This window comes from Kitasatospora sp. NBC_00374, from assembly GCF_041434935.1.
Taxonomy (GTDB): Bacteria; Actinomycetota; Actinomycetes; order Streptomycetales; family Streptomycetaceae; genus Kitasatospora.
In genome coordinates, this window is sequence record NZ_CP107964.1 from 7,578,473 (window position 1) to 7,604,635 (window position 26,163).

The 26,163-nt window shown below is 73.8% G+C and carries 12 protein-coding genes; 6 read left to right on the plus strand and 6 right to left on the minus strand.

From position 1 onward, the window contains the following. Positions 1-24: 24 nt before the first annotated feature. Both OG871_RS33285 and OG871_RS33290 read left to right on the plus strand, forming a co-directional pair. Positions 25-11,673 carry a type I polyketide synthase gene (locus tag OG871_RS33285; RefSeq protein WP_371501898.1) on the plus strand — a complete coding sequence of 3,883 codons (11,649 nt, stop codon included), beginning with the start codon at positions 25-27 and terminating at the stop codon, positions 11,671-11,673. 117 nt (positions 11,674-11,790) lie between these two features. Next, the gene (locus OG871_RS33290) at positions 11,791-12,555 is read left to right on the plus strand and encodes a thioesterase II family protein (RefSeq protein WP_371501899.1); all 765 of its coding nucleotides are present in this window, start codon (positions 11,791-11,793) and stop codon (positions 12,553-12,555) included. A 74-nt stretch (positions 12,556-12,629) separates the two neighbouring features. Here OG871_RS33290 and OG871_RS33295 read toward each other — a convergent pair whose 3' ends face one another. The 4 genes from OG871_RS33295 to OG871_RS33310 form a co-directional block, all read right to left on the minus strand. Continuing rightward, a complete protein-coding gene (locus OG871_RS33295) occupies positions 12,630-15,515 on the minus strand; it encodes an AAA family ATPase (RefSeq protein ID WP_371501900.1) in 2,886 nt (961 codons plus the stop codon). Positions 15,516-16,374: 859 nt separating this feature from the next. Then, positions 16,375-16,893, minus strand: coding sequence for a transposase family protein (locus tag OG871_RS33300; RefSeq protein WP_371501901.1), 519 nt, complete (start codon positions 16,891-16,893; stop codon positions 16,375-16,377). Positions 16,894-16,942: 49 nt separating this feature from the next. After that, a complete protein-coding gene (locus OG871_RS33305) occupies positions 16,943-18,622 on the minus strand; it encodes a flavin monoamine oxidase family protein (protein ID WP_371501903.1) in 1,680 nt (559 codons plus the stop codon). A 31-nt stretch (positions 18,623-18,653) separates the two neighbouring features. After that, entirely contained in the window at positions 18,654-19,457 is an 804-nt protein-coding gene (locus tag OG871_RS33310) for a carbon-nitrogen hydrolase family protein (RefSeq protein ID WP_371501905.1), read from the minus strand. A 255-nt stretch (positions 19,458-19,712) separates the two neighbouring features. On the opposite strand from OG871_RS33310, the gene OG871_RS33315 reads away from it, so the two are divergent. From OG871_RS33315 to OG871_RS33330, 4 genes are all read left to right on the plus strand, one after another. Next, positions 19,713-20,648 (plus strand): ACP S-malonyltransferase, encoded by a 936-nt coding sequence (locus OG871_RS33315; protein WP_371501907.1) that lies wholly within the window; start codon positions 19,713-19,715, stop codon positions 20,646-20,648. 97 nt (positions 20,649-20,745) lie between these two features. After that, positions 20,746-21,609 (plus strand): metallophosphoesterase, encoded by an 864-nt coding sequence (locus tag OG871_RS33320; RefSeq protein WP_371501908.1) that lies wholly within the window; start codon positions 20,746-20,748, stop codon positions 21,607-21,609. Next, the gene (locus OG871_RS33325; RefSeq protein ID WP_371501909.1) at positions 21,606-22,268 is read left to right on the plus strand and encodes a 4'-phosphopantetheinyl transferase; all 663 of its coding nucleotides are present in this window, start codon (positions 21,606-21,608) and stop codon (positions 22,266-22,268) included. The genes OG871_RS33320 and OG871_RS33325 overlap by 4 nt, the downstream gene beginning before the upstream one ends. A gap of 319 nt (positions 22,269-22,587) precedes the next feature. Next, complete coding sequence (locus tag OG871_RS33330) at positions 22,588-24,012, plus strand: class I adenylate-forming enzyme family protein (RefSeq protein WP_371501910.1); 1,425 nt, start codon at positions 22,588-22,590, stop codon at positions 24,010-24,012. Between the two features lie 59 nt (positions 24,013-24,071). Here OG871_RS33330 and OG871_RS33335 read toward each other — a convergent pair whose 3' ends face one another. Both OG871_RS33335 and OG871_RS33340 read right to left on the minus strand, forming a co-directional pair. Further along, the gene (locus OG871_RS33335; RefSeq protein ID WP_371501912.1) at positions 24,072-24,716 is read right to left on the minus strand and encodes a response regulator; all 645 of its coding nucleotides are present in this window, start codon (positions 24,714-24,716) and stop codon (positions 24,072-24,074) included. Next, entirely contained in the window at positions 24,713-26,125 is a 1,413-nt protein-coding gene (locus tag OG871_RS33340; protein WP_371501913.1) for a histidine kinase, read from the minus strand. Before OG871_RS33340 ends, OG871_RS33335 begins: the two co-directional genes overlap by 4 nt. Between the last annotated feature and the right edge of the window lie 38 nt (positions 26,126-26,163).

The following is a 26,163-nucleotide window of genomic DNA, read 5'->3' on the forward strand; positions in this document are numbered from 1 at the left end:
CAACATCCTGAGAGGTGACCTGACATGCCGGCAGACCTGGCGGCCGAGGACAAGCTTCGGTACTTCCTCAAGCGCGTGACGACGGATCTCCACGAGACCCGCCGACGGCTGAAGGAGATCGAGGACGGCGAGCACGAGCCGATCGCGATCGTCGGCATGGCCTGCCGGTTCCCCGGCGGGGTGGACTCGCCGGAGGACCTCTGGCGACTGGTCGCGGACGGCCGCGACGCGGTGTCCCTCTTCCCGGAGGACCGCGGCTGGGACGTCGAGAACCTCTACCACCCGGACCCCGACCACCAGGGCACCTCATACGCCCGCGAAGGCGGATTCCTGCACCGGGCAGGTGAGTTCGACCCGGGCTTCTTCGGGATCTCGCCGCGTGAGGCGATGTCGATGGACCCGCAGCAGCGGCTGCTGTTGGAGACGTCCTGGGAGGCGTTCGAGCGGGCCGGGATCGACCCGGTCACCCTGCGCGGCAGCCGGACCGGCGTCTTCGTCGGGGTGATGTACAACGACTACGGCATGCTGCTCCAGCAGTCGGTGGAGGGCGCCGAGGGCCAGATCGGCACCGGCAGCTCGGGCAGCATCGCGTCCGGCCGGGTCTCGTACACGCTGGGGCTGGAGGGGCCTGCCGTCACCATCGACACCGCCTGCTCCTCGTCGCTGGTGGCGCTGCACCTCGCCTGCCAGTCGCTGCGGACCGGGGAGTCGACGCTCGCCCTGGCGGGCGGTGTGACGGTGATGCTGACCCCGGGAACGTTCGTGGAGTTCAGCCGCCAGCGCGGGCTGGCGGCGGACGGGCGCTGCAAGGCGTTCTCCGACGACGCGGACGGCACCGGGTGGGGTGAAGGGGTCGGCATGCTGCTCGTCGAGCGGCTGTCGGACGCACAGCGCAACGGGCACCGGGTCCTGGGCATCGTGCGCGGCAGCGCCGTCAACCAGGACGGCGCGTCGAACGGCCTGACGGCGCCGAACGGCCCCTCCCAGCAGCGTGTCATCAAGCAGGCGCTGAGCAACGCCGGCCTGACGTCCGCGCAGGTCGACGCGGTCGAGGCGCACGGTACGGGCACCACGCTGGGCGACCCGATCGAGGCGCAGGCCCTGCTCGCCACCTACGGGCAGACCCGGCCCGAGACCCGGCCGTTGAAGCTCGGCTCGGTGAAGTCCAACCTGGGCCACACCCAGGCGGCGGCGGGTGCGGCCGGTGTGATCAAGATGGTGCTCGCGATGCAGCACGGCGTCCTGCCGAAGAGCCTGCACGTTGGCGAGCCGTCCTCGCACGTCAACTGGTCGGCAGGCGCGGTCGAGCTGCTCGCCGAGGCCGAACAGTGGCCCGAGACGGGCGAGCCGCGTCGCTCGGCGGTCTCGTCGTTCGGGTTCAGCGGCACCAACGCGCACATCATCCTGGAGCAGGCACCCGCCGAGGAGCCGGCCCCCGGGCCGGGCGGTGCGCCCGCCCGTCCGGTACCGGTGGTGCTCTCCGGCCGTACGCCGGAGGCGCTGCGGGGCCAGGCCGGGCGGCTGGCCGAGCGCCTGGCGGCCGAGCCGGACCTCGGTCTGACGGACGTCGGGTTGACGCTGGCGACGGCCCGGTCGGCGTTCGAGCACCGGGCGGCGCTGGTCGGCGGCGACCGGGCGCAGGTGCTGGCGGGGCTGGAGGCGCTGGCGGCCGGCGGGTCGGCGGCGGCGGAGGGTGTCGCGGGGACGGCCGGTCGTGCGGCGTTCCTGTTCGCGGGGCAGGGGAGTCAGCGGGCGGGGATGGGGGAGGAGCTGTACGGCGCTTTCCCGGCGTTCGCGGCGGCGTTCGACGCGGTGTGTGCGGAGTTGGATCCGCTGCTCGGGCGTTCACTGCGCACGGCGATCGCTGACACCGACCTGAGCGACGAGACGGGTTACACGCAGCCGGCGTTGTTCGCGTTGGAGGTGGCGCTGTTCCGGTTGGTCGAGTCGTGGGGTGTGCGGCCGGATTTCCTGGCCGGGCACTCGATCGGTGAGTTGGCTGCCGCGCATGTGGCGGGTGTGTTGTCGCTGGCGGACGCGGCGAAGCTGGTGGCGGCGCGTGGGCGTCTGATGCAGGCGTTGCCGCGTGGTGGTGCGATGGTGGCGGTGGAGGCCGCGGAGGCGGAGGTGCTGCCGTTGCTGACCGGGGGTGTCGGTGTCGCTGCTGTCAACGGGCCTGTGTCGGTGGTGATTTCGGGTGTCGAGCGGGCTGTTCTGGAGGTTGCGGAGAAGCTGGCGGCGGATGGTCGCCGGACGAAGCGGCTGACGGTGAGCCATGCGTTCCATTCGCCGTTGATGGACGGGATGCTGGACGAGTTCCGTTCGGTGGCTTCGGAGTTGACGTTCGAGGCGCCAAGGATCCCGATCGTCTCCACTCTCACCGGTGCCCTGGCGTCGGACGAGCTGACGGATCCCGAGTACTGGGTGCGGCATGTCCGTGAGGCGGTTCGTTTCGCCGACGCCGTTCAGGTGCTGGAGGGCGAAGGGGTCCGGACGTTTCTGGAGTTGGGTCCGGACGGGACGCTGACCGCGATGGCGCAGCAGTGTCTCGCCGAGGACACCGACGCCACCCTCACCCCTGCCCTGCGCCGGGACCGCCCCGAAGCCCTGAGCTTCACCACCGCCCTCGCCCGGCTGCACGTGCGCGGCGCCAGGCTCGACTGGCAGGCCGTCTTCGCGGATCTCGACGCCCGCCGTGTCGACCTCCCCACCTACGCCTTCCAGCAGGAGTACTTCTGGCCGAGGCCGTTGCGGGGCTTCGTCGGTGACGTGGTGTCCGCCGGTCTCGGTGCCGCCGATCATCCGCTGCTGGGCGCGTCGCTGGCGCTCGCGGACGCGGACGGGCACGTTCTCACCGGGCGGCTGGCGCTGGACGCCCACCCCTGGCTGGCGGACCACGCCGTGGCGGGCAAGGTACTGCTGCCGGGAACGGCCTTTGTGGAACTGGCCGTTCGGGCCGGCGACCAGGTCGGGTGCGGTCTGGTCGAGGAGTTGACGCTGGAGGCGCCGTTGGTGCTTCCGGTGCGTGGTGCTGTGCAGGTCCAGGTGTCGGTGGGCGTGCCGGACGAGGCGGGCCGTCGGCCGGTGTCGGTGTTCTCGCGAGGGGAGGACGCGTCGGCGGACGAGCCGTGGGTGCGCCATGCGGCCGGAGTGCTGGCCGCTGCCGGCAGCGCTGTCCCGGTCGACCTGACCGAGTGGCCGCCGGCCGGTGCGGAGCCGCTTGCGGTGGACGGCGTCTACGAGGGGTTCGCCGCTGCCGGTTTCGCCTACGGCCCGGTGTTCCGGGGGCTCAGGGCCGCGTGGCGGCGTGGCGCCGAGGTGTTCGCCGAGGTCGCGCTGCCGGAGGAGGCACGTGGGGAGGCGGGACTGTTCGCGCTCCACCCCGCGCTGCTGGACGCCGCACTGCACACGGTGGCCCTCGGAGGGCTGCTGGAGGACACCGGGCAGGGGCGGCTGCCGTTCGCCTGGTCGGACGTGACCCTGCACGCGGCCGGTGCCAGTGAGCTGCGGGTGCGGTTCTCGGCGAAGAGCGCCGATGCGGTGGCGCTGACCGTGGCCGACGCCTCGGGTGCGCCCGTCGCGACGGTCGGCTCGCTGGTGCTGCGGACGTTCGCTGCGGAGCAGATGGCGGGCGGACGTCAGGAGTCGCTCTTCCGCCCCCGGTGGGTGCCGGTGGCCCTGGCGGCGCAGGCGGCGGACGGTGCGGTGGGTGTGCTGGGCGGTGACGATCTGGGCCTGCCGGGCGCGGTCCGGTTCGCGGACCTCGCGGCGGTGGTGGCGGCCGGGCCGGTTCCGGAGACGCTGGTCCTGCCGGTCGCCACCGCGGATTGCCTGGGTGTCGTCGCGGCCACGCATGCCGCCGTGCGGGACGCCCTCGCGCTGGTGCAGGAGTGGCTGGCGCAGGACGCGTTCGCGGACTCCCGGCTCGTCGTGGTGACGCGTGGCGCGACGACCGGTGACCTGGCGGCCGCCGCCGTGCACGGTCTGCTGCGCTCGGCGCAGTCGGAGAACCCGGGCCGGATCGTCCTGGTCGACCTGGACGAGGACCCCGACTCCCTGAAGGCACTGCCCCGGGCCCTCGACACGGGGGAGCCCGAGCTCGCGCTGCGCGCGGGCGAGGCGTCCGCGCGTCGCCTGCTGCGCGCCGCCGAGACGGCCGTCCCGGCGGACGGTCTGCGGGCGTTGGACCCGGAGGGGACGGTGCTGCTGACGGGTGCGACGGGTGCGCTGGGTGGGGTGGTCGCGCGTCATCTGGTGACGGAGTACGGCGCTCGTCGTCTGCTGCTGGTCTCGCGTCGTGGTGCGCAGGCCGAGGGCGCGGACGAACTGGCCGCAGAGCTCGGCAGGTTGGGTGCGGAGGTGACGTTCGCTGCGTGCGACGTGGCGGACCGCGTGGCGCTGGCGCGGCTGCTGGAGGGCGTCGAGCTGACGGCCGTGGTGCATACGGCGGGTGTGCTGGACGACGGCGTCGTGCCGTCGCTGACACCGGAGCGGCTGGAGGCGGTGCTGCGTCCGAAGGTGGACGCGGCGTGGAACCTGCACGAGTTGACCGCCGGCCACGACCTGGCCGCGTTCGTGCTGTTCTCGTCCGCGGCCGGGGTGTTCGGCGCGGCCGGGCAGGCCAACTATGCTTCCGCCAACGCCTTCCTGGACGCCTTGGCCGAGTACCGCCGGGCGGCCGGTCTGCCGGCGACCTCGCTCGCCTGGGGCCTGTGGGCCGAGGACGGCGGCGGGATGGGTGCCGAGCTGGACGAGGCCGACGTGCAGCGGATGGCGCGGGGCGGTGTGCAGGCGCTCTCCACGGCCGACGGTCTCGCACTGCTCGATGCCGCGGGCGACCTCGACGAAGCCGTCCTGGTGCCGATCCGCCTCGACCTCGCCGGGCTGCGCGCCCAGGCGGCCGCCTCGGGCCCGGTGCCTCCGGTGCTGCGTGGTCTGGTGCGGGCGCCGCTGCGGCGGGCGGCCGCCGGGAGCGGCAGCGCAGGCGGGTCGGCGCTTGCGGACCGCCTGGCCGCGCTGGGCGAGGCCGAGCGGACGACCGCCCTGCTCGACCTGGTGCGCGCCGAGGTCGCCGCTGTGCTCGGCTACCCGAACTCCGCCGCGGTGGACACCAGTCGGGCGTTCAAGGACCTCGGATTCGACTCGCTGACGGCCGTCGAACTGCGGAACCGCCTCAACGGGGTCACCGGGCTGCGGCTGCCGGCGACCCTGGTCTTCGACTACCCGAACCCGGCGGTGCTCGCCGACCAGCTCCGTACCGAGCTACTGGGCGTGTTGCCCACCGCCGGTCTTCCGTCGGCGCCCCCGGCGGGCCTGGACGACGAGCCGATCGCCATCGTCGGCATGGCCTGCCGCTACCCGGGCGGGGTGGACTCGCCGGAGGATCTGTGGCGACTGGTCGCCGACGGCCGCGACGCGCTCTCCTTCTTCCCGGAGGACCGCGGCTGGGACGTCGAGAACCTCTACCACCCGGACCCCGACCACCAGGGCACCTCGTACGTCCGCGAAGGCGGATTCCTCTACCGGGCGGGGGAGTTCGACCCGGGCTTCTTCGGGATCTCGCCGCGTGAGGCGATGTCGATGGACCCGCAGCAGCGGCTGCTGTTGGAGACCTCCTGGGAGGCGTTCGAGCGGGCGGGCATCGACCCGGGCTCGGTCCGGGGCAGCCGGACCGGCGTCTTCGTCGGGGTGATGTACAACGACTACGCCATGGTGCTCCAGCAGTCGGTGGAGGGCGCCGAGGGGCAGATCAGTACCGGCACCTCGGGCAGCATCGCGTCCGGCCGGGTCTCGTACACCTTCGGGCTGGAGGGCCCCGCCGTCACCATCGACACGGCGTGCTCGTCCTCGCTGGTGGCGCTGCACCTGGCCTGTCAGTCGCTGCGGACCGGGGAGTCGACGCTCGCCCTGGCGGGCGGTGTGACGGTGATGCTGACGCCCAGCACCTTCGTGGAGTTCAGCCGCCAGCGCGGGCTGGCGGCGGACGGGCGCTGCAAGGCGTTCTCCGAGGACGCGGACGGCACGGGCTGGGGCGAGGGCGTCGGCATGATCCTGGTGGAGCGGCTCTCGGACGCCCGTCGCAACGGGCACCCGGTGCTCGGGATCGTCCGCGCCAGCGCGGTCAACCAGGACGGCGCCAGCAACGGCCTCACCGCGCCTAACGGACCGTCCCAGCAGCGCGTGATCAAGCAGGCACTGGCGAACGCGGCCCTCACGTCCGCCGAGGTCGACGCGGTCGAGGCGCACGGCACGGGCACCACGCTGGGCGACCCGATCGAGGCGCAGGCCCTGCTCGCCACCTACGGACAGAACCGGCCCGCGGACCGGCCGCTCTGGCTCGGCTCGGTGAAGTCCAACCTGGGGCACACCCAGGCGGCGGCCGGTGCCGCCGGTGTGATCAAGATGGTGCTCGCGATGCAGCACGGCGTCCTGCCGAAGAGCCTGTACGTGGGCGAGCCGTCCTCGCACGTCGACTGGTCGGCGGGCGCGGTCGAACTGCTCGCCGACGCCCGCGACTGGCCGGAGAACGACCGTCCGCGGCGCTCCGCCGTCTCCTCCTTCGGGTTCAGCGGCACCAACGCGCACATCATCCTGGAGCAGGCCCCGGAGCCCGCCGCCGGGACGGCGGCCGACGGGGAGGACAGCCGCCCGTCGGCGCCCGCGGTGTCGGCCGGCGTGCCGTGGGTGCTGTCGGCCCGGAGCACGGCGGCACTGGCGCGCCAGGCGCGGCGGCTGCTCGACCGTCTGGACACCGCGCCGGAGACCTCCCCCGACGCGGTCGGCCTGGCCCTGGCCTCGACCCGTGCCGCATTCGAGCAGCGCGCCGTCGTGGTGGGTACCGACGCGGACGAGCTCAGGACGGCCCTACGGACGCTGGCGGAGGACGGAGTCTCGGCAGGCCTGGTCCGGGGCATGGCCGGCTCGGCGGGGAAGGTGGCGTTCGTCTTTCCGGGGCAGGGTTCGCAGTGGGCGGCGATGGCGGTGGAGCTGTTGGAGTCGTCGCCGGTGTTCGCGGTGCGGATGGCGGAGTGCGCGGTGGCGTTGGGGCCGTTCGCTGACGGGTGGTCGCTGCTGGACGTGGTCCGTGGTGATGGTGGTGACGCCTGGATGGACCGTGTCGATGTGGTGCAGCCGGTGCTGTGGGCGGTGATGGTGTCGCTGGCGGAGGTGTGGCGGGCGGCCGGTGTCGAGCCGGGCGCGGTGGTCGGTCACTCGCAGGGTGAGATCGCTGCCGCTGTGGTGGCGGGAGCGCTGTCGCTGGAGGACGGTGCCCGGGTGGTGGCGCTGCGCAGTCGGGCGATCGCCGGTGGGCTGGCGGGTCTGGGTGGCATGGTGTCGGTCGGGCTGTCGGTGGAGGGGGTGCGTGAGCGTCTCTCGGTTTGGGGTGAGGAGCGGATCTCGGTGGCGGCCGTGAACGGCCCGTCGTCGGTGGTCGTGTCCGGTGAACCGGCGGCGCTGGACGAGCTGTTGGCGTCCTGCGAGGCGGACGGTGTCCGTGCTCGCCGCATTCCCGTGGACTACGCCTCGCACTCCGCGCAGGTGGAGTCGATCCGTACCGAACTGCTGGAGGTCCTCGCCGAGGTCCGGCCGCGTGCTGGTCGGATTCCGGTCTTCTCGACGGTCACCGGTGAACTCACCGACGGCTCGGGCATGGATGCCGAGTACTGGTACACCAACCTCCGCACGACCGTCCGTTTCCGCGAGGCGGTGGACACCCTCCGCGCGGACGGCTTCGGCACGTTCGTCGAGGTCAGCGCCCACCCCGTGCTGGTCACGGGGCTCCAGGAGAGCGCCGAGCAGGCCGGATGCGACGCCGTCACGGTCGGCACGCTGCGCCGCGACGAGGGCGGGCCCCGGCGGGTGCTGGCCTCGTTCGCGGAGGCGTGGGTGCGCGGGGTGGCCGTCGACTGGCGGGCCGCCGTCTTCACGGGCACCGACGGTCCGGGCTTCGATCTGCCGACCTATGCCTTCGAGCACGAGAACTACTGGCCCCGCCCGTTGACCGGTTGGCTGGGTGATGTGGCCTCCGCCGGTCTGGGGTCCGCGGACCACCCGCTGCTGGGCGCCTCGCTCGCGGTGGCGGACGGCGACGGCGAGGGACACCTCCTGACCGGCCGCCTCGGCCTGGACTCCCACCCGTGGCTGGCCGACCATGCCGTCGGCGAGCTCGTGCTGCTGCCGGGCACCGCCTTCGTCGAGCTGGCCGTCCGGGCGGGAGACCAGGTCGACTGCGACCGGCTGGACGAGCTGACGTTGGAGGCCCCACTGATCCTGCCCGCGCATGGCGGCGTGCAGCTGCAGCTCTGGGTGGGGGCGCCGGACGACGGCGGTCGACGCACCGTCGGCTTCTACTCCCGCGCCGAGGCCGCTACCGCCGACGAGTTGTGGACCCGGCACGCGTCCGGTCTGGTCTCGACGGGCGCGGTGCCGCCGGTCGGCTTCGATCTGGCGGCCTGGCCGCCGGCCGGCGCCGCTGCCGTCCCGGTCGACGAGCTCTACCAGGGTTTCGCGGCGGCGGGGTTCGGCTACGGGCCGGTGTTCCAGGGCCTGCGTGCCGCCTGGCGCCGTGACGGCGAGCTGTTCGCCGAGGTGGAGCTGCCCGGGGAGGCCAAGGACCAGGCGGCCCGGTACGGGCTGCACCCGGCGTTGCTGGACGGCGCGCTGCACGCGATCGGCCTCGGCGGTGTGCTGGCCGACGGCGGGCAGACGCGCCTGCCGTTCGCCTGGGGCGGGGTCAGCCTGCACGCGACGGGCGCGACGGCGCTGCGGGTGCGGATCGCCGCACAGGGCGCCGACACGGTGTCGCTGGCGGTCGCGGACGGCGCGGGTGCGCCGGTGGCCTCGATCGAGCAACTGGTTCTGCGGCCGGTCGCGGTGGACCGCCTCTCGGCCGGACGAACTCCCTTCCACGACTCGCTGTTCCGGCTGGAGTGGACGGCGCTGCCGCTCGGCGCGCCCGCCGCGGGCGGCGAGGGTGACGGCTGGGCCGTCCTCACCGATGCCGGGAGCGGCATCCCCGACGGTTTGGAGCAGCTGCTCGGGGCGGTCCGGGCGACCGCGTACGCCGGGCTCGACGCGCTGGCCGAGGCCGTCGCCGAGGGCGCGGCCGTCCCGGGCACCGTCGTGCTGCCGATGCTCGGGGCCGGGATGCTCCCGGCCGCCGCCGCCGGGAACGGGAACGGGAACGGGAAGGGGACCGGAGACCGGGACGGCGACGGCACGGCCGCCGCCACCCGCGCCGGCCTGCACGGCCTGCTGGGGCTGTTGCAGCGCTGGCTCGCCCTGGAGTGCTTCGCGGACTCCCGTCTGGTCGTGGTGACCCGCGGGGCGACGACCGCCGAGGACCTGGCGGCCGCGGCCGCCTGGGGCCTGCTGCGGACCGCGCAGTCGGAGAACCCGGACCGGATCGTGCTGGTCGACCTGGACGCCGACGCCGCCTCCCTGCGCGCCCTGCCCCGGGCCGCCGTCTGCGGCGAGCCACAGGTGGCGCTGCGCGCCGGCGCCGCGCTCGCCCCGCGCCTGGCGCGGGTGCCCGACACCGCCTCCGGGTCCGACCCGGCCGGGGCCGGGTTGCCCGGGCTCGACCCGGACGGCACGGTGCTGGTCACCGGGGCGACCGGCCTGCTGGGCGCACTCCTGAGCCGGCACCTGGTCACCGCGTACGGGGCCCGTCGACTGCTCCTGGTCTCGCGCCGGGGTTCGGCCGCGCAGGGCGCGGCCGAGCTGGCCGCGGAGCTGACCGGGCTCGGCGCCGAGGTGACACTGGCCGCGTGCGACGTCGCCGACCGCGAGGCCCTCGCGACCCTGCTGGACGGCCTGGCGGCCCCGCTGACCGCCGTGGTCCACGCGGCGGGTGTGCTGGACGACGGCGTGCTCTCCGCGCTGACCCCGGAGCGGTTGGACGCGGTGCTGCGGCCGAAGGTGGACGCGGCGTGGAACCTGCACGAGCTGACGGCCGGTCACGACCTGGCGGCGTTCGTGCTGTTCTCGTCCGCCGCCGGGGTGTTCGGGATGGCGGGGCAGGCCAACTACGCTGCCGCCAACGCCTTCCTGGACGCTCTCGCCGACCACCGCCGGGCGGCCGGTCTGCCGGCGACCTCGCTCGCCTGGGGCCTGTGGGCCGAGGAGAGCACGATGACCGGCGACCTCGGCGACGCGGGCGTCCAGCGCCTGGCCCGCGGCGGGGTGGCCGGGCTGTCGTCGGCGGAGGGCCTGGCGCTCTTCGACACCGCACTGATGCTCTCCGCCCGGACCTCGTCGGAGGGGGGCCAGGAGGCCGTGCCGGGCAGCGCACTGCTGGTGCCGGCCAGGATCGATCTGGCGGGCGTACGGGCCGGGGCGGCCGCCTCCGGGCAGGTGCCCGCGCTGCTGCGCGGCCTGGTCCGGATCCCGCCGCGGCGCTCGGCGACGGTCGGTGGGTCCTCCCCGCAGGCGCTGGCCGAGCGGTTGGCCGGACGTTCCGCCGAGGAGCAGGCCGAGCTGCTGCTGGACCTGGTCCGGGTGCACGCGGCAGCGGTGCTCGGCCACCCGCGGCCCGAGGCCGTCGACGCCGGGCGGGCCTTCCTGGAGCTCGGGTTCGACTCCCTCACCTCGGTCGAGCTGCGCAACCGGCTTGCCGGGGCCACCGGCCTGCGGCTGCCGGCGACGCTGCTCTTCGACCATCCCGCGCCTCGCCTGCTGGCGGCCCGGCTCGGCGCCCTGCTCGCCACGCACACTCCGGCCGGCGGCGCCCCGGGGGCGTCCGGCGGCGGGGAGGCCGGGCGCCCGCTGGGCACCATCGGCACCCTGCTGAGGTCGGCGGCCGAGTCCGGCCGCAGCGGCGAATTCATGGAGCTGCTGTTCGCGGCCTCCCGGTTCCGCCCGACCTTCGAAGCCGACACCGAGACCGGGCTGGCCGACGCGTCCCGGCCGGTGCTGGAGCCGGTCCGGCTGGCGGACGGCCCGGCGGAGCCGATGCTGCTCTGCCTGCCCTCGCTGCTGGCGATCTCCGGCCCGCACCAGTACGCGCGGCTGGCCGCCGCCCTCCGTGGCCGGCGCGCGGTGCAGGCGCTGCCGCTGCCCGGCTTCCTGGAGGGTGAACGGCTGCCCGCCGACGCGGCGGCGATCCTCGACCTGGCGGCGCGGAGCGTGCTCCGGGCGGCCGGGGGCGCGCAGTTCGCGCTGCTGGGCCACTCGACGGGCGGTCTGCTGGCCCAGGCGACGGCCGCCCGGCTGGAGGAGCTCGGCGCCGGTCCCTCGGCCGTCGTGCTGGTCGACACCTACTCCTTCGAACCGGCCGGCGGGACACCCGCCGGCCGGGGCCCGGGCGGTGGCGTTTCGGGGGCCGCGGCCTCCGTCGCCGAACTGCTGCCGGTCCTGACCGGGGCGATGCTGGCCCGCGAGGGCGCGTACGTGCCGATGGACGACACCAGGCTCACGGCGATGGGCGGCTACCTGCGGCTGTTCACCGGCTGGCAGCCCGCGGAGATCACCGCGCCGACCCTGCTGGTGCGGGCGCCCGAGTCGCTGTCGGTGCCCGGTGGCGGCGACCGGGCGCTGACGAGCGGGGCCCGCGCCTCCTGGCCGCACGAGCACACGCTGCTCGACGGCCTGGGCGACCACTTCACCGTCATGGAGGAACACGCGGCCGCGACCGCCGAGCTGGTCGAGAACTGGCTGGGCGACGTGTGCTGAGCCGGGGCCGGCGCCCCGCGCGCCGGGACGCCCCCCCCCGGGCCGACCGAACCAACTGACCGACGAGCCCCTACGGGGCCCCATCCGTACTTCCAGAGAGACGAGAGAGATCCCCGCATGACCGTGCCCACCAACGCCGAGTACGACCTCTGGATCCGCCGCTTCCACCAGGCCCCGGACGCCCCGGTGCGCCTGCTCTGTCTGCCGCACGCCGGAGGCTCGGCGAGCTTCTACTTCCCGGTGTCGGCGGCGCTGTCCCCGCGGATCGAGGTGCTGGCGGCGCAGTACCCGGGCCGCCAGGACCGCCGGGCCGAGCCGAGCATCGGGACCGTCGCCGAACTGGCCGACCGCATCCACCGGGTGCTGGGCGCGGTGGAGGACGACCGCCCGCTGGCGATCTTCGGCCACAGCATGGGCGCGACCCTCGGCTTCGAGCTGGCCCGCCGGCTGGAGGCGGACGGGCGGCCCCCGGCGGTGCTGTTCGTCTCCGGTCGGCGCGGGCCTGCCACGCACCGCGAGGAGACCGTCCACCTGCGGGACGACGACGGACTCGTGGCGGAACTCAAGTCGCTCAGCGGCACGAACACCGCGCTGCTCGGCGACGAGGAGATCCTGCGGATGATCCTGCCGGCGATCCGCAACGACTACCGGGCGATCGAGACCTACCGCCGGCCGGAGGGCGGTCCGCTCACCGGCCCGATCGTGGCGCTGATCGGGGACGACGACGTGAAGTCGACCGTGGAGGAGGCCAAGGCCTGGGCGGAGGAGACCAGCGGCGCCTTCACCCTGCGGGTTTTCCCGGGCGGGCACTTCTACCTGGCGGCCCACCAGCAGGCCGTACTGGCCGAGATCACCGACGCGCTGGCCGCGCACGCCTCCTGACCGCGGGTGGCGCACCGACGCCGTCGGCCCCGCTGCGCAGCGGGGCCGACGGCGTCACGGGCCGGTCGGGCGGGTCAGGCGTAGCTGGCCGCCGCCGTGCCGGCCGGGCTGCCGGTGGCCAGGCAGAGTTCGCCCGGCAGGTCGCTGCGCCGGGTGACCTTCAGCTTGCGGTAGACCCGGGTCAGGTGCTGCTCCACGGTGCTGACGGTGATGAACAGTTCCCGGGCGATCTCCCGGTTGGTGTGTCCGAGTGCGGCAAGGGAGGCGACCCGCCGTTCGGCGTCGCTGAGCCCGCCCGTGCAGGCGGTGCCGGCCGCGCCGGGCACCTGCGAGGCCTCGTCGCGGACGTCGGAGAAGAGGCTGGAGAGCCCGCGCTGGATGGGCTCGGCGCGGTGTTCCTTGGCCAGCTGCCAGGCCCGGTTCATCATGATCCGGGAGCGCTTGTGGTCGCCGAGGTTCTGGTGCGCGTAGCCGAGGTCGGCCAGCGCCAGGGCGAGTTCGATGGGGGAGTCGCTGCGCTGGAGCTCGTCGACCGCCTGGCGCAGCAGCGAGGGGCGGTGCTTGAGCTCGGCGACGGCGGCGCTCAGGCGCACGGTCATGCCGCGGGAGCGGGACGGGCCGGGCTGCAGGCGCCGGGTCTGTTCGTCGATCAGGATCCTGGCCTGCTGGAGGTCGCCGGCCTGCAGGTGCACCCGCGCGGCGGCGCCGCGCCAGGCCACCACGCTCGGCAGGTCGAGGTCCCAGTCCTGCATCATCTCGCCGCAGATGGTGAAGTCGTCGAGGGCGGCCTGGGAGTTGTTGGTGGCGAGCCGGAACTCGCCTCTCGCGTGGAGGTAGTGCAGGCCGTAGCGGGTCTTGTAGATCGCCTGCGGGATCGGGCGGTTGAGGAGTTCGGCGGCGTCCTCGTACTTGCCCATCGCGGTCTGTGCCATCAGCAGGGTGGACAGGGGCAGTCCGATGTTCACACCCCAGCCCTGCCAGGGCATGGTCTCCAGGGCGGTCTTGGCGTCGCGTTCGGCGTCGACCAGCCGGCCCTGGCGGACGGCGATCTGGCTGCGCAGGGCCAGCAGCGGGGGGCGCCAGCCCTCGGCGGCGTGGCCGATCCGCTCCAGTAGCTGGTCGCAGCGGAGTGCGGCGCGTTCCAGCTGGTCGCCGTAGATCAGCGCGAGCAGTGCGAACTCGGCCTGCTCCCAGGAGCGGTAGGTCAGGCGAAGGCTGCGCAGGACCTGTTCGGCGGCGAGGAAGGTGTGCTCGCGGGCGCGGCCGCTGAGCACCTCGTCGAGGACGGCGGCGGCCTGCAGCTGCGGGTCGGCGCGGACGGCGGCGGGGGTGCTGACCTCGTCGACGCGGCACGGTCCCAGCGGCGGCAGGTCGGCGAGGGCGCCGGGGTAGGAGCTGGAGAGCAGCAGTTTGACGGTCTGCAGTTCGGCGGCGGTGCGGCTCTCCACGTCCCACTGCTGGCACATGATGTGGTCCAGGATGGCGGAGGCCTCGGTGAGCCGGCCGTGCCGCAGCAGGTATTTGAGGACGACGACGGACTGGCGCTCGGCGAGGTCCCCGGCCCGCAGGGCGGCGGTCAGCTGGGGCAGGTGGCGGACGGCGTTGCCGGCCTGGAGCTGCCATTCGACGCCGGCCAGCAGGGTGAGCACCTCGCCCTGCCTGCGGTGGTCGGTGCAGCTGCGGTGGGCGTGTTCGACGCAGCGCCGGGCCAGTTCGGCGTCACCGTCCACCAGGGCCTGCCGGGCGACGTCGCAGAGCACCTTGGTGCTCCAGGCCTCGCCGGGTTCGCCGGAGGCCAGCAGGAGTTGGGCGATGGCCCGCTCGGTGCCGCCGCGGGTGTAGAGCAGGTGGGCGGCCCGGAAGTGCAGTCGGCTGAGTTCGTCGGCGTCGGCGTCGTGCAGGACGGCGGTGCGCACCGCGGGGTGGCGGAAGCGGCCGTGCTCCAGCAGCCCGGCGGAGTCCAGGCCGCGGATGACGCGCTCGACCGAGGCGGGGGAGTGGTCCAGCAGGTGACCGAGTACCTGCGAGCAGCTGTCCTCGTCGAGGACGGCGATGCCGCGGGCGACGGCCAGCGCCAGCTCCTCGCTGCGGTGCAGACAGCTGACGACGGCCTGGGAGAAGGCGTAGCCGGCGCCGAGGGTGGCGGGCCGCATCTCGGTGGGCAGCCGGGTGCAGGTCCGCAGGTCGTCCAGGAGGGCGTGGACCAGCAGCGGGTTGCCGCCGGTGAGGGCGTCGACGCCGGCGGAGAGTTCACCGGCGGAGACCTCGTCGGTGCGGTGGGCGTCGGTGCGGTGGACCTGGTCGAGCCGGGCGCCGATGAGCTCGTCCACACCCTGCCGGGTGAGCGGGCCGAGCATGACGCGGTGGCAGTTCGGCTGGCGCAGCAGTTCGGCGTGGAAGGCGGGCTGCGGGTGCTGGGAGGCGGTGCGTTCGGCCAGTACCACGGCTATCCGGGCCGAGCCGAGGCGGCGGATCAGGAACAGCAGCCACTGGAGGGAGTGGTCGTCGGCGTGGTGGACGTCGTCCACGCAGAGCAGGACCGGTGACAGGGTGGAGAGTTCGAACAGGACGGCGCAGAGTTCCTGGACGAGGTCGCCGCAGAGCTGGGCGCTCTGGGCCTGCGGTCCGGCGGTGGACGCGGCCGTGGTGGAGGAGACGGCCAGGCGAAGCAGCCGCTGGACGTGTTCGTGCCGCGCCGGGGTGAGCGGGGCGAGGCGCAGCAGTTGGCCGGCGGTGCTGAGCGGGGTGCTGCTCTCGGCCTCCGCGCCGACGGCTCGCAGGGTGACGAAGCCGGCTGCGGCGGCCTGGTCGCACAGCGCGCTGAGCAGAACGGTCTTGCCGGTGGCGACCGGACCTGCCACCAGGCCGACCGATCCCATTCCGTTCACCGCGTCGGTTGTGAGGCGGGTCAGCTGAAGCAGTTCATCGCCGCGCTCGATCAGTTCGGGTCGGGCCGTCATGTACCGCGCTCCTTGCTTCGGTCCCGGTTGCCGCCGCCCGGGGCCGAGGATTCACTGTGGGCCGTGGATTTTTCAAAGAGAGTTCTTCCCGGCGGTACCGGCGCTGGGCGCCGTCCTACGGGGTGTCAGGTGGCCTGGATGGGGCGTCGGAACCGTCTGCGAGCTGGTGGTTCATCGCTTCGGACGGAGCCGGCACCGCCCGGGAACGGCGTGTCAGCAGCAGGAGTCGACGATGCGTCTGGGGGCTTCCGGAAGCTGTGGAGCAGCCGAATACCCGACCCTGATTTGTTGAATGCCGTATCCCGTAGCCTGGAACACTGTTCCCCCGTGAACTGGCGGAGACAATTCGGCCTGACCCGGATGAAGAATGGTCCGAGATTCAACCAGAATCGTGTCCGCGCGGATTCCATGCCCGTCCGCTCCGCCACCCTGCCGGTCGTCCTGGCGGTGATTTGGAGTTGCGGGACAACTGATCTGAACATAACACTGCCGACCCCCGCCGGACGATACTTGTCGTCAGGAACTGATCAAGTTTTGCGCCCCTAGGTGCGATAGGGGTGGAGGTAGGGGCCCCCCATTCGGCGGGGGTCGGTGGGGCAAGCGCGGGCGAATCGGGCATATCGGCGCGCGATCGCCCGCGCACGGTACGGGCGCGTCCCGTTAACCCTCGAACGCATGCCGTACCCCGGCCGGATGCCGGTTCGCCGGCGATTCGAAGCATCGGCGGTACGCCGTAACTGTCCCGTAATTGATGGGACATATACGCCGACGGCCGGCTCCCCGTAGCGTTGCTGCTGCGGGGAGCCGGCCGTCGTGCGTGATTGCCGGGCGGATGGACGGGCCGCTGTCGCGGGCGGTCCTACGGCTGCGAACAGTCGGAACAGTCGGTGTCCCGCGGGTGTGCGGGCGGGGGGACGGTGTCGGTGTCGGTGGTGCGGTGGGTCCTGACGATCAGTCGGCACCGGCGCCGGCGCAGCGTGCTGGTGAACTCCAGATGCGGGCCCAGATGGCCGACGATCCGGTCCGCGGCCGACTTGGAGACGCCGAACAGCGCGGCCACCTCACGCATGGTCAGATCGGTGCGCCAGTAGGCCACCACCAGCAGGACGCGGTCGCCCAGGCAGAGCGTCCAGCGGCGTCCGGCCCGCGGGCCCTCGTCGCCGGCGAGCGGGCGCAGGGTCTCCAGCAACTGGGCGAACTCCACGGCGCCCAGGCCGGTCAGCAGCTGCACCCAGGTCGCTTCCGCCGCGCTGATCAGCTGCGTCACGGGCGGCCCGGGCCGCTTTGCCGCGGTGTCGGGCCGCTGCGCCCCGGCGCCGGCCTGCTCGGCCGGGCCGGTCCCGTTCCTCGCACCACGTCCACCGCCGCCGTCCCTCATCGCCCCACCTTGCCCCCGACTCGCGCTCACTTGCCCCCGAGGCGGGCGCTCACTCCTCCGGCAGGAGGACGGGCGCGATCTCGTCGAAGACGTCTCCGGGGCCGGGATTGGCCGGATCGCAGGCGCCACCCAGATGGCGCACCACTCCCCAGACCGCGTTGAGCGCGGTGGTGACCGCACCCTCGGCGAACCCCGCCGTCCAGGAGACGTCGTCCCCGGCCAGGAAGAACCCGCGCTGGCCGGCCGGAAAGCCGTCCTGTACGAACTGGGTGAACAGCCGCCGCTGGTAGCGGTACTGCCCGGGGAGGTTCGCCTTGAAGGCCCCCATGAAGAGTGGCTCGGTCTCCCAGGTCACCGTAATGGGTGCTCCGATGATATGCCCACGGAGATCAACATCGGGATAGATTTCCGCCAGCCGCACGAGCAGGACCTCCAGCCGTTCCTCGTCGCTCAGCGTGGCCAACTTCAGCGAGTCGTCATTCCACGTGTACGAAAGGCATATGACCCCCGGGCGGTCCGGTCCCTCGTCGAAGAGATACACCCCGCGGGGTGCACGGTCGGTGAGCGTCATGCTCATCACGTCGGCCCCGGTCCGGGGATCGACATCCAGCCAGAACGGCCGGTCCGTGAGCACGAAGAGCTTCGAGGCGCCCATGTAGTGGGTCCGCTCCACGGCCGTCCAGTGCGCCTGCGACAGCAGGGCCGGATCGCACTCGATGCGGTTCAGCAGCGTCCACACGTGCGGGGTGAAGACCACCGCCGGATAGTGCTCGCGGACCCCGTCGGCGGCCGTGACCTCGACCCCGTCCCCGGCCCGCCGCAGCGCCCGCACCCCCGGCCGTGGACGGCCGCCGTGCAGCGAGGCCAGCGAGGTGCCGGCCGGCCAGTGGCCGCCCGGCCCGGCCGGCCGGGTCCACAGCCCGTCCACCAGCCGCCCGGTGCCGCCGACCAGCCGGACCTGGTCCTGGTCGGCGCCGGTGTACACCACCCGCAGCACCTCCAGGATGGAGTTGGGGAAGTCGGTGTCCCAGCCGCCGGTGCCGAAGCCCACCTGTCCGAAGATCTCCCGGTGCCGGAACGACCGGAAGTACGGCGAGGCGGCCAGGAACCCGTAGAAGGACTGGTCGTCCATGGTGCGCACCATGCGGTTCCACACCGCCTTGAGCAGCGGGGCGTCCCGGCGCCGCACCGAGTCCTCCATGACGCTCAGCTCGGCCTGTTCCAGCAGCGTCTTCTCCCAGGCGTCGGCGACCTCACGGAACACCGGCGGCAGATCGTCCACCGTCCGCGCCAGCCGCCGCTCGCCGTGCAGGTGCACCACCGTGCTCGGCGTGTGCGCCGCGAGCGGGTTGGGGAACGGACTGGTCGTCAGGCCGAGCGCGTCGACATAGTGGAACAGCGTCGTCGCCGACAGCGGGAAGCGCATCGCGCCGACCTCCGCCGTCACCCCCGGATCGGCCGGGAAGGGCACCGCCCGCATCCGGCCGCCCAGCACACCGGCCTCGTACAGCACCGGCCGCAGCCCCAGCCGCATCAACTCGTACGCGGCCACCAGGCCGGCCACGCCACCGCCCACCACCGCCACCGCGGCGCCGAGCCGCTCGGCCGGCACCCGGCCGAGCCCGGCCGGGTGCCGCAGCCAGTCGTCGTAGGCGAACGGGAAGTCGGGGCCGAACATCGTCAGCGGAGCGGTCAGGTCACGCGAGAGGTCGCCGGTAGCGGGAGACATGGGACACCTTTCGGGGCCCGGCCCACCAGGGTCAGCCCAGCCGGGCGGGCAGACCCTCGTAGAGCTCGGGACGCCGGTCGAGGAGATAGGGAGTGTCGGCGCGCGCCTTCGCCACCACGGCCGGGTCGACGTCCGCCAGCAGCAGTCCCTCGACGGGATCCTCCAGCGTCACCCGCGTGCCGTCCGGGGCGGCCACCGTGGTCAGCCCGCAGAAGTCCAGGCCGCCCCGCTCGCCGATCCAGTTGGTGTAGGCCACGTACAGCTGGCTCTCGAACGCCCGGGCCGGCACCAGCGTCCTGGCGACGAACTCCCAGGGCCGCATCAGCGCCGTCGGCACCACCAGCAGCTGCGAGCCGGCCATCGCGTGCGCCCGCACCGACTCCGGGAACTCCACGTCGTAGCAGACCAGCAGACCCACCGTCAGACCGCCGAGCCGCGCCTGCACCACACCGTGGTCGCCCGGCACGAAACGGGAGGTGTCCACGTCGCCGAACAGGTGCGCCTTGCGGTAGGCCGCCAGCGTGCCGCCGTCCGCGGCCACCAGCCGGGCCGCGTTGTACACCCCGGTGCCGTCGTCCTCCGGCCAGCCGTGCACCACGGCGATCGAGAACTCGCGGGCGATCTCCGAGATCGCCGCACAGTGCGGGCCGTCCAACGGCTCGGCCGCCCGGGCCAGCGTGCCGGGCCGCAGCGGGTAGCCGCCCACGGTCATCTCCGGCGCCACCAGCAGCTGCGCCCCCTCCCGCGCGGCCCGCCGGGCCGCCTCGCGCAACCGCGCCAGCAGATGCGGGACGTCGGGGGAGCCGCACGCGGCCTGCCAGCAAGCAATCCTCATCGCGTGCGTCCTCGGGTAGCGGGTGCGGTCGTCCCCGGGCGTCCTTCGCCGCCACCGACGCTAGGCGGGCCCCGTCCGCGCGACAACCCCTGACCAGGGGCGGATCCGCCGCGCCCCGCGGCTAGGGGCGGCAGGGGTGGCAACAGGGGTGGCGGGCCCGCGGGCGTACGCGGTTACGTTCCACCAGGACCCGACCGCCCCGACCCCGTCGACCGGCCCGGGCCCGGCCTCGAACCGCCGACAGAACGGGCTGACATGACGACCGGTGAGCCGGCGAGCAGCGCAATCGTCTTCCCCGCGATGGGCCCCTCGCGCTTCGCCGACTTTAGCCGCTTCATGGTGGCGAACGCAGCCGCCAGGGAACGCTTCGCGGTGGCCGACGAGGTGCTCGGCCACAGCGTCTTCGACGCGCTGCGCGCGAGCGACGACGACTACTCCGAGGTCGCCCAGGTGACCTCCTTCGTGACCTCGCTGGCCCTGGTCGACTGGGGCCTGGCGACCGGACGGCAGGCGCCCGCCGACTACTGCGCCGGGGTGAGCTTCGGCAAGCTGGCCGCCGCCGCCCACGCCGACGTGCTGCCCTTCGAGGAGGCGGTGCGCCTGGTCGCGGAGACCGCCCGCTGCGAGCGCGAGTACTTCGCCGAGCATCACAGCGACATCGTCACCCACTCCTTCGTCAAGATCGGTCCCGAGCAGCTGGACGCGCTGCTCGCCGAACTCGCGGCCGCCGACGAGTGGTACGAACTCTCCTCGCACCTGGACCACGACCTCTACATGGTCTCGCTGTCCGAACGGGCGCTGGACGGCTTCAAGAAGCGCATCGGCGCCTGCGGCGGCTACTCGCTCTACACCATGCGCCCGCCCGCCCACGCGAGCATCTTCCAGCCGCTGCGCGACCGGGTCGAGCAGGACGTGCTGGCCGGCTACCGGCTGCGGGACCCGCGGCTGCCGATCGTCTCCGACCAGGACGGCTCGCTGGTGGAGAGCGCCGAGCAGGCCGCCGAGTGGATCCTCGGAGGCTTCGTCCGGCCGATGCGCTGGCCCGGCATCGTCGACACCCTGGCCGGCCGGGGCGTCGACCGGATCGCCATCGTCGGGCGCGACCGGCTGCTGCGCCGCCTCAAGTGCACCGTCGACAACTTCACCACCAGCACGCTCGCACCCGACTCGGCGCTCAAGCCCGCGGCGTGAGCAGCCCGCACAGCGGCGCCGCAGCCCGCCGACCGGCCGGCGCCGGGCCGCCGACGCGCAGAGCGTGCGGCCGAGCGCCCGAGAAAGGCACCACCCCTTGACGAACCACCCCGGCGCGGCGCACGGCACGCTCTTCGCCACCAGCGACCTGCACATCGGCTACCAGGAGAACCGCGCGATCGTCGAGGGCCTGCGGCCCGCGGCGCCGAACGACTGGCTGATCGTCGCCGGTGACATCGGCGAGATCATGGCGGACGTCCGGTGGGCGCTCGGACTGCTCGCCGAGCGGTTCGCCACCGTGGTCTGGGCGCCCGGCAACCACGAGCTGTGGACCCATCCGGCGGACCCGGTGGCCCTGCGCGGGGTACGGCGCTACGAGCACCTCGTCGCGCTCTGCCGCGAGCTGGGCGTGCACACCCCTGAGGACCCCTACCCGGTCTGGCACGGCGAGGGCGGGCCGGTGCGGATCGCGCCGCTGTTCGTCGGCTACGACTACACCTTCCTGCCCCCGGGCGCCGCGACCAAGGCCCAGGCGCTGGCGCGGGCCCACGAGAGCGGCGCGGTCTGCTCCGACGAGTACCTGCTGCACCCCGACCCCTACCCGAGCCGGGAGGCCTGGTGCCGGGCCCGGGTGGCGGCCACCGAACGGCGGCTCGCCGAGGCCGATCCGGCGGTGCCCACCATCCTGGTCAACCACTACCCGCTGGTGCGCGAGCCGACCGACGTCCTGTACTACCCGGAGCTCGCGCAGTGGTGCGGCACCACGGCCACCGCCGACTGGCACACCCGCTACAACGTGGCGGCCGTCGTCTACGGCCACCTGCACATCCCCCGGCGCACCCGCCACGACGGCGTGCGCTTCCAGGAGGTGTCGGTCGGCTACCCGCGCGAGTGGCGCCGCCGAGGCCCCGACGTGCCCTCGGGCCTGACCCGGATCCTGCCGGAGCGGGGCACCCGGTGATCGAACGGATCCTGCCCGCCCGGGTCGCGGCGGTGGAGTCGACCTCGCAGACCGGGGCGCCGACCGCCGACCTCTTTCCCGAGGAACTCGCCTACATCGCACGCTCGGTGCCGCACCGCCAGGCCGAGTTCGGCGCCGTACGCCGGTGCGCCCGGCGCGCGCTCGCCGCCCTCGGACAGCCGGCCGTGCCGCTGGTCCCCGGACCGCGGGGCGAACCCCGCTGGCCCGCCGGGGTGGTGGGCAGCATGACGCACTGCACCGGCTACCGGGCGGCGGCGCTGGCCCCGGCCGACGAGGTGCTGAGCCTGGGGATCGACGCCGAGCCCGACCTCCCGCTGCCCGACGGCGTGCTGGAGGCGGTCGGCCGCCCCGAGGAACTGCCCGGGCTCGCCCGGCTCGGCCGTGCCCACCCGGAACTGCACGCAGACCGGCTGCTGTTCAGCGCCAAGGAGAGCGTCTACAAGGCGTGGTTCCCGCTGACCGGCCTGATGCTGGACTTCTCCGAGGCCACCCTTGCCTTCGAGCCGGACGGCACCTTCACCGCCCGGCTCCTGGTGCCGGGGCCGCTCGTCGCCGGCCGCCGCCTGCCGGGCTTCGAGGGCCGCTGGACGGCCTCGTCCGGGCTGGTCCTGACGGCGGTCGCGGTGCCCCACCCCTGAACTCCCAGGGGGCTTTCGCCGGACGGCAGTTGGTGCGACGGAGCGCCTCCTCGGGCTGGGGGCGGATAGGGGTACTGCGGCCCGCGACCGGTCGGTAACGTCCGGAACGCGGCGGCGCGGCTCCCCCCGGCCTCCGGCTCCGCCGAACGGCGCGCCCGACGCCGGCGCCGCAGCTGCCCAGGGCCCGGACCGGGCCCGACCGAGACCGTGTCGGCCCACTGCCGCGGTCTTTCCCCACGGCCCCGGATCCGACGCCCGTGCGCCGGAGTTGCGGGCGCGTCCCGCGGTGGCCGCCGAGTAGAGAAGGAAGAGTGAGCCGATGGCGGCAAAGATCCTCGCGGAGGACTCGGCGGTGACCCTCGCCGCGTTCGAGCAGGACACCCTGAGGGTCGCGCAGGTCCTGCGCGAACGCGGTGTCGGGCTCGGCAGCAGGGTACTGCTGAAGGCCGGGAACTCCGCCAGCTACGTGTCGGTCCTGTTCGCCCTGATGCACGTGGGCGCCTCGATCGTGCTGCTCGACCAGCAGGAGCGGGCGGAGGCCACCGGCTCCGTCGTCCGGCGGTCCGGCGCCAAACTCGTCCTGGTGGACGACGACGCCCCGGTGCCGGCCGACGTCGACCCCGTGCACCTCTACGAGCTCATCTCCGCGGCCCCCGAGGTCCGGGTCACCGACGAGCACCTGGACTTCGGTGCCTGGAGCGACCTCGACGACGCCCTGATCATGTGGTCCTCCGGCTCGACCGGCGAGCCCAAGGGCATCGTCAAGAACGGCGGCCGGTTCCTGAGGAACCTGGAGCGCAACGCCCACCACATGGGCCACCGCGCCGACGACGTGCTGCTGCCGCTGCTGCCGTTCTCCCACCAGTACGGCCTGTCGATGGTCCTGATCGCCTGGATCGTGCAGGGCTCCCTCGTCATCGCCCCCTACAAGCGCCTCGACCGCGCCCTGCGGATGGCCGGCCCTTCGGGCGCCACCGTCCTGGACGCCACCCCGGCGACGTACCGCAGCATCCTCGGCATCCTGCGCCAGAAGCCGGCCCTGGAGCGCTCGCTCGGCGCGGTGCGGATGTTCTGCAGCGGCGCCGCCCCCCTCGACCAGGCCCTCACCGACCTGTACGTGGAGCAGTTCGGCCTGCCGCTGCTGGACAGCTACGGCAGCACCGAGGCCGGCAACGTGGCCTTCGCGACCTCGGACAACCCGGTCTCCTGCGGCCGGGTCATGGACGGCCTGCGGATCCGGGTCGTCGACGACGAGGACCACGAGGTGCCGGCCGACGTGGTCGGCGAACTGCTGGTCGAGACACCGGACGTGATGATCGGCTATCTGACCGGCGACGGCGGTGTCGACCCCGTCCCGCAGGACGTCTTCCGCACCGGGGACCTCGGCTACCTGGACACCGACGGGAACCTCTTCGTCCTCGGCCGGAAGTTCGCCGTGCACCGCAACGGCTACACCCTCTACCCGGAGATCGTCGAGCGCAAGGCCGCCACCGGCGGCTGCGCCACCCGCATCGTGGCGCTGCCGGACGAGCGCCGCGGCAGCAGCCTGGTCTTCTTCGTGGAGGACGAGCAGCTGCGCGAGGCCGCCCACTGGCGCGGCCTGCTGAACGAGCTGCTGCCCGCGTACGAGCAGCCGAACCGGGTGGTGGTCCTGGAGCGCTTCCCGCTCAACCGCAACGGCAAGCCTGACAAGCGCCGGATGACGGAACTGGCGCTCGCCGGGGCCGGCCAGGCGGCCGCCTGACGTCCCCGGTGCCCACGGTCCGCCGGACTGACGGAGCCCGCGGCCGTCCCCGCGGCCCGTCAGTCCAGCAGGCCGCGCTCCATCGCCGCCAGGACCGCCGCCGTGCGGTCGGACACGTCGAGCTTGCGGAAGATCCGCAGCAGGTGCGTCTTGACCGTCGCCTCCCCGATGTGGAGCTCGCGACCGATGTCGGCGTTGGTCAGTCCCCGGCCGACCAGCTGCAGCACCTCGCGCTCACGGGCGGACAGCGGCTGCGGCTCGTGCGCCCGCGCCCGGAACAGCCGGCCGGCGACCGCGGGGGAGAGCACCGTCTCACCCCGGGCCGCGGCCCGCACCGCGTTGATCAGGTCGACCCGCGAGGTGCCCTTCAGCAGGTAGCCGGCGGCGCCCGCCTCGACCGCGCGCAGGATGTCCGCATCGCTCTCGTAGGTGGTGACCACGACCACGCGCGGGCGGCGCGAGTGCGCCAGGATCCGGGCGGTGGCGGTCACGCCGTCCATCGCGCCCATCCGCAGGTCCATCAGCACCACGTCCGGGGCCAGCGCGGCGGCCAGCACGACCGCCTCCTCGCCCCCGCCGGCCGTGCCGGCGACCATGATGCCCGGCGCCGACTCCAGCATCGCCGAGAGGCCCTCCCGCACCACCGGGTGGTCGTCGGCGATCAGCACGGTGATGGTCTGCTCGTCGGGCCGGGCGGTGCTCATCGGGGCTCTCCGTCGTACGGGGCGGATGACTGGGCGGTGTCCAGGGCGTCCTGGGTTTCCACGGCGTCCTGGGTGTCCACGGCGTCCTGCGGGTCCCGGCCGTCCTGCGGCCGCGCCCCGGCGTCCGGTCCGCCGCCGAGCGGCACCCGTACGTCCACGACCGTGCCGAAGCCGGGCCGGCTGGACACCCTGGCCGTCCCCCCGATCTCCGCCAGCCGCGCGCGCAGGCCGCGCAGCCCGTACCCCTCGGTCCGCTGCCCGGCGTCGAACCCGCAGCCGTTGTCCGTCACCGTCAGCCGGACCTCACGGTCCGTGAACTCGGTGCGCAGGGACACCCGCTGGGCCCCGGCATGCTTGCGGACGTTCGCCAGCGACTCCTGCGCCGAGCGCAGCAGGACCACACCGACCGCCGTCGGCAACGGGAACTCCGTGCCCTCGGCGCTGTAGCCGACCGTCAGGCCGGTCTCGGCGGCCAGCGCCTCGCCCTGGCGCCGCAGCGTCTCGCCCAGCGAGTTGCCACGCAGTGCGGCCGGGGTGAGCGCCGCGACGAAGCCCCGCGTCTCGGCCAGGTTCGCGGTGGCGGACCGGGCGGCCAGGGCGAGGTGACGCCGGGCCAGCTCCGGCTGCTCCTCCAACTCCGACTCGGCGGCCTGGATCAGCGCGATGATGCTGGTCAGGCCCTGGGCCACGGTGTCGTGGATCTCGCGGGCCAGCCGTTCGCGCTCGGCGGCGATCCCGGCCTGGTGCGAGAGGTGGGCCTCCCGCTCGCGGCTGCGCTCCAACTCCTCGATCAGCCGGCCGCGGTCCCGGCTCTGCTCGACCACCCTGGTGATCCACAGACCCAGCAGCACCGTCAGCGCGATCCCCAGCAGCGTCAGCGGCAGGATGCCCAGCACCTCGGCGCCCAGCCTGCCGCTGCTGATCCACACCAGCACGGGCGGTACCAGGTTGGCGAAGAGCACCACCGCGATGCCGAGCGAGGTCGGCAGGCTCATCAGCAGCATCGGGCAGATCGCGAACAGCGCGAACGCGCTGGCCAGATCGAGCGCGGCGGCGACCGCGAACAGCACGAGCAGGCCGAGGGCGAACCAGCGGCTGCGCGGCGGCTTCTCGCCGCTGCGCAGCAGCGGCCGCCCGAACGCGGCGTACCAGGGCACGATCAGGGTCAGCGCGGCGACCGCGCCCGCCACCCGGCCGGGCGCGGCCTGCGAGGTGAGCAGCAGCCCGGCGGTGACCACGTAGGACACGCCGAAGTAGGTGTCCCACAGGCCGACCCAACGGACCACCGGATCCTGCCGGAAGGCCGCCTCACCGCCGTCGTCGCCGGCGGAAGGGCCCGCGGCCGGGCGGTCGTCGTCGGGGCCGCGGTCGGCGGCGGTGGGCTGGTCGGACAGGGCGTGAGCTGGCACGCTGACCAGTCCTACCACGCCCGGTCCGGCGCGTGCAC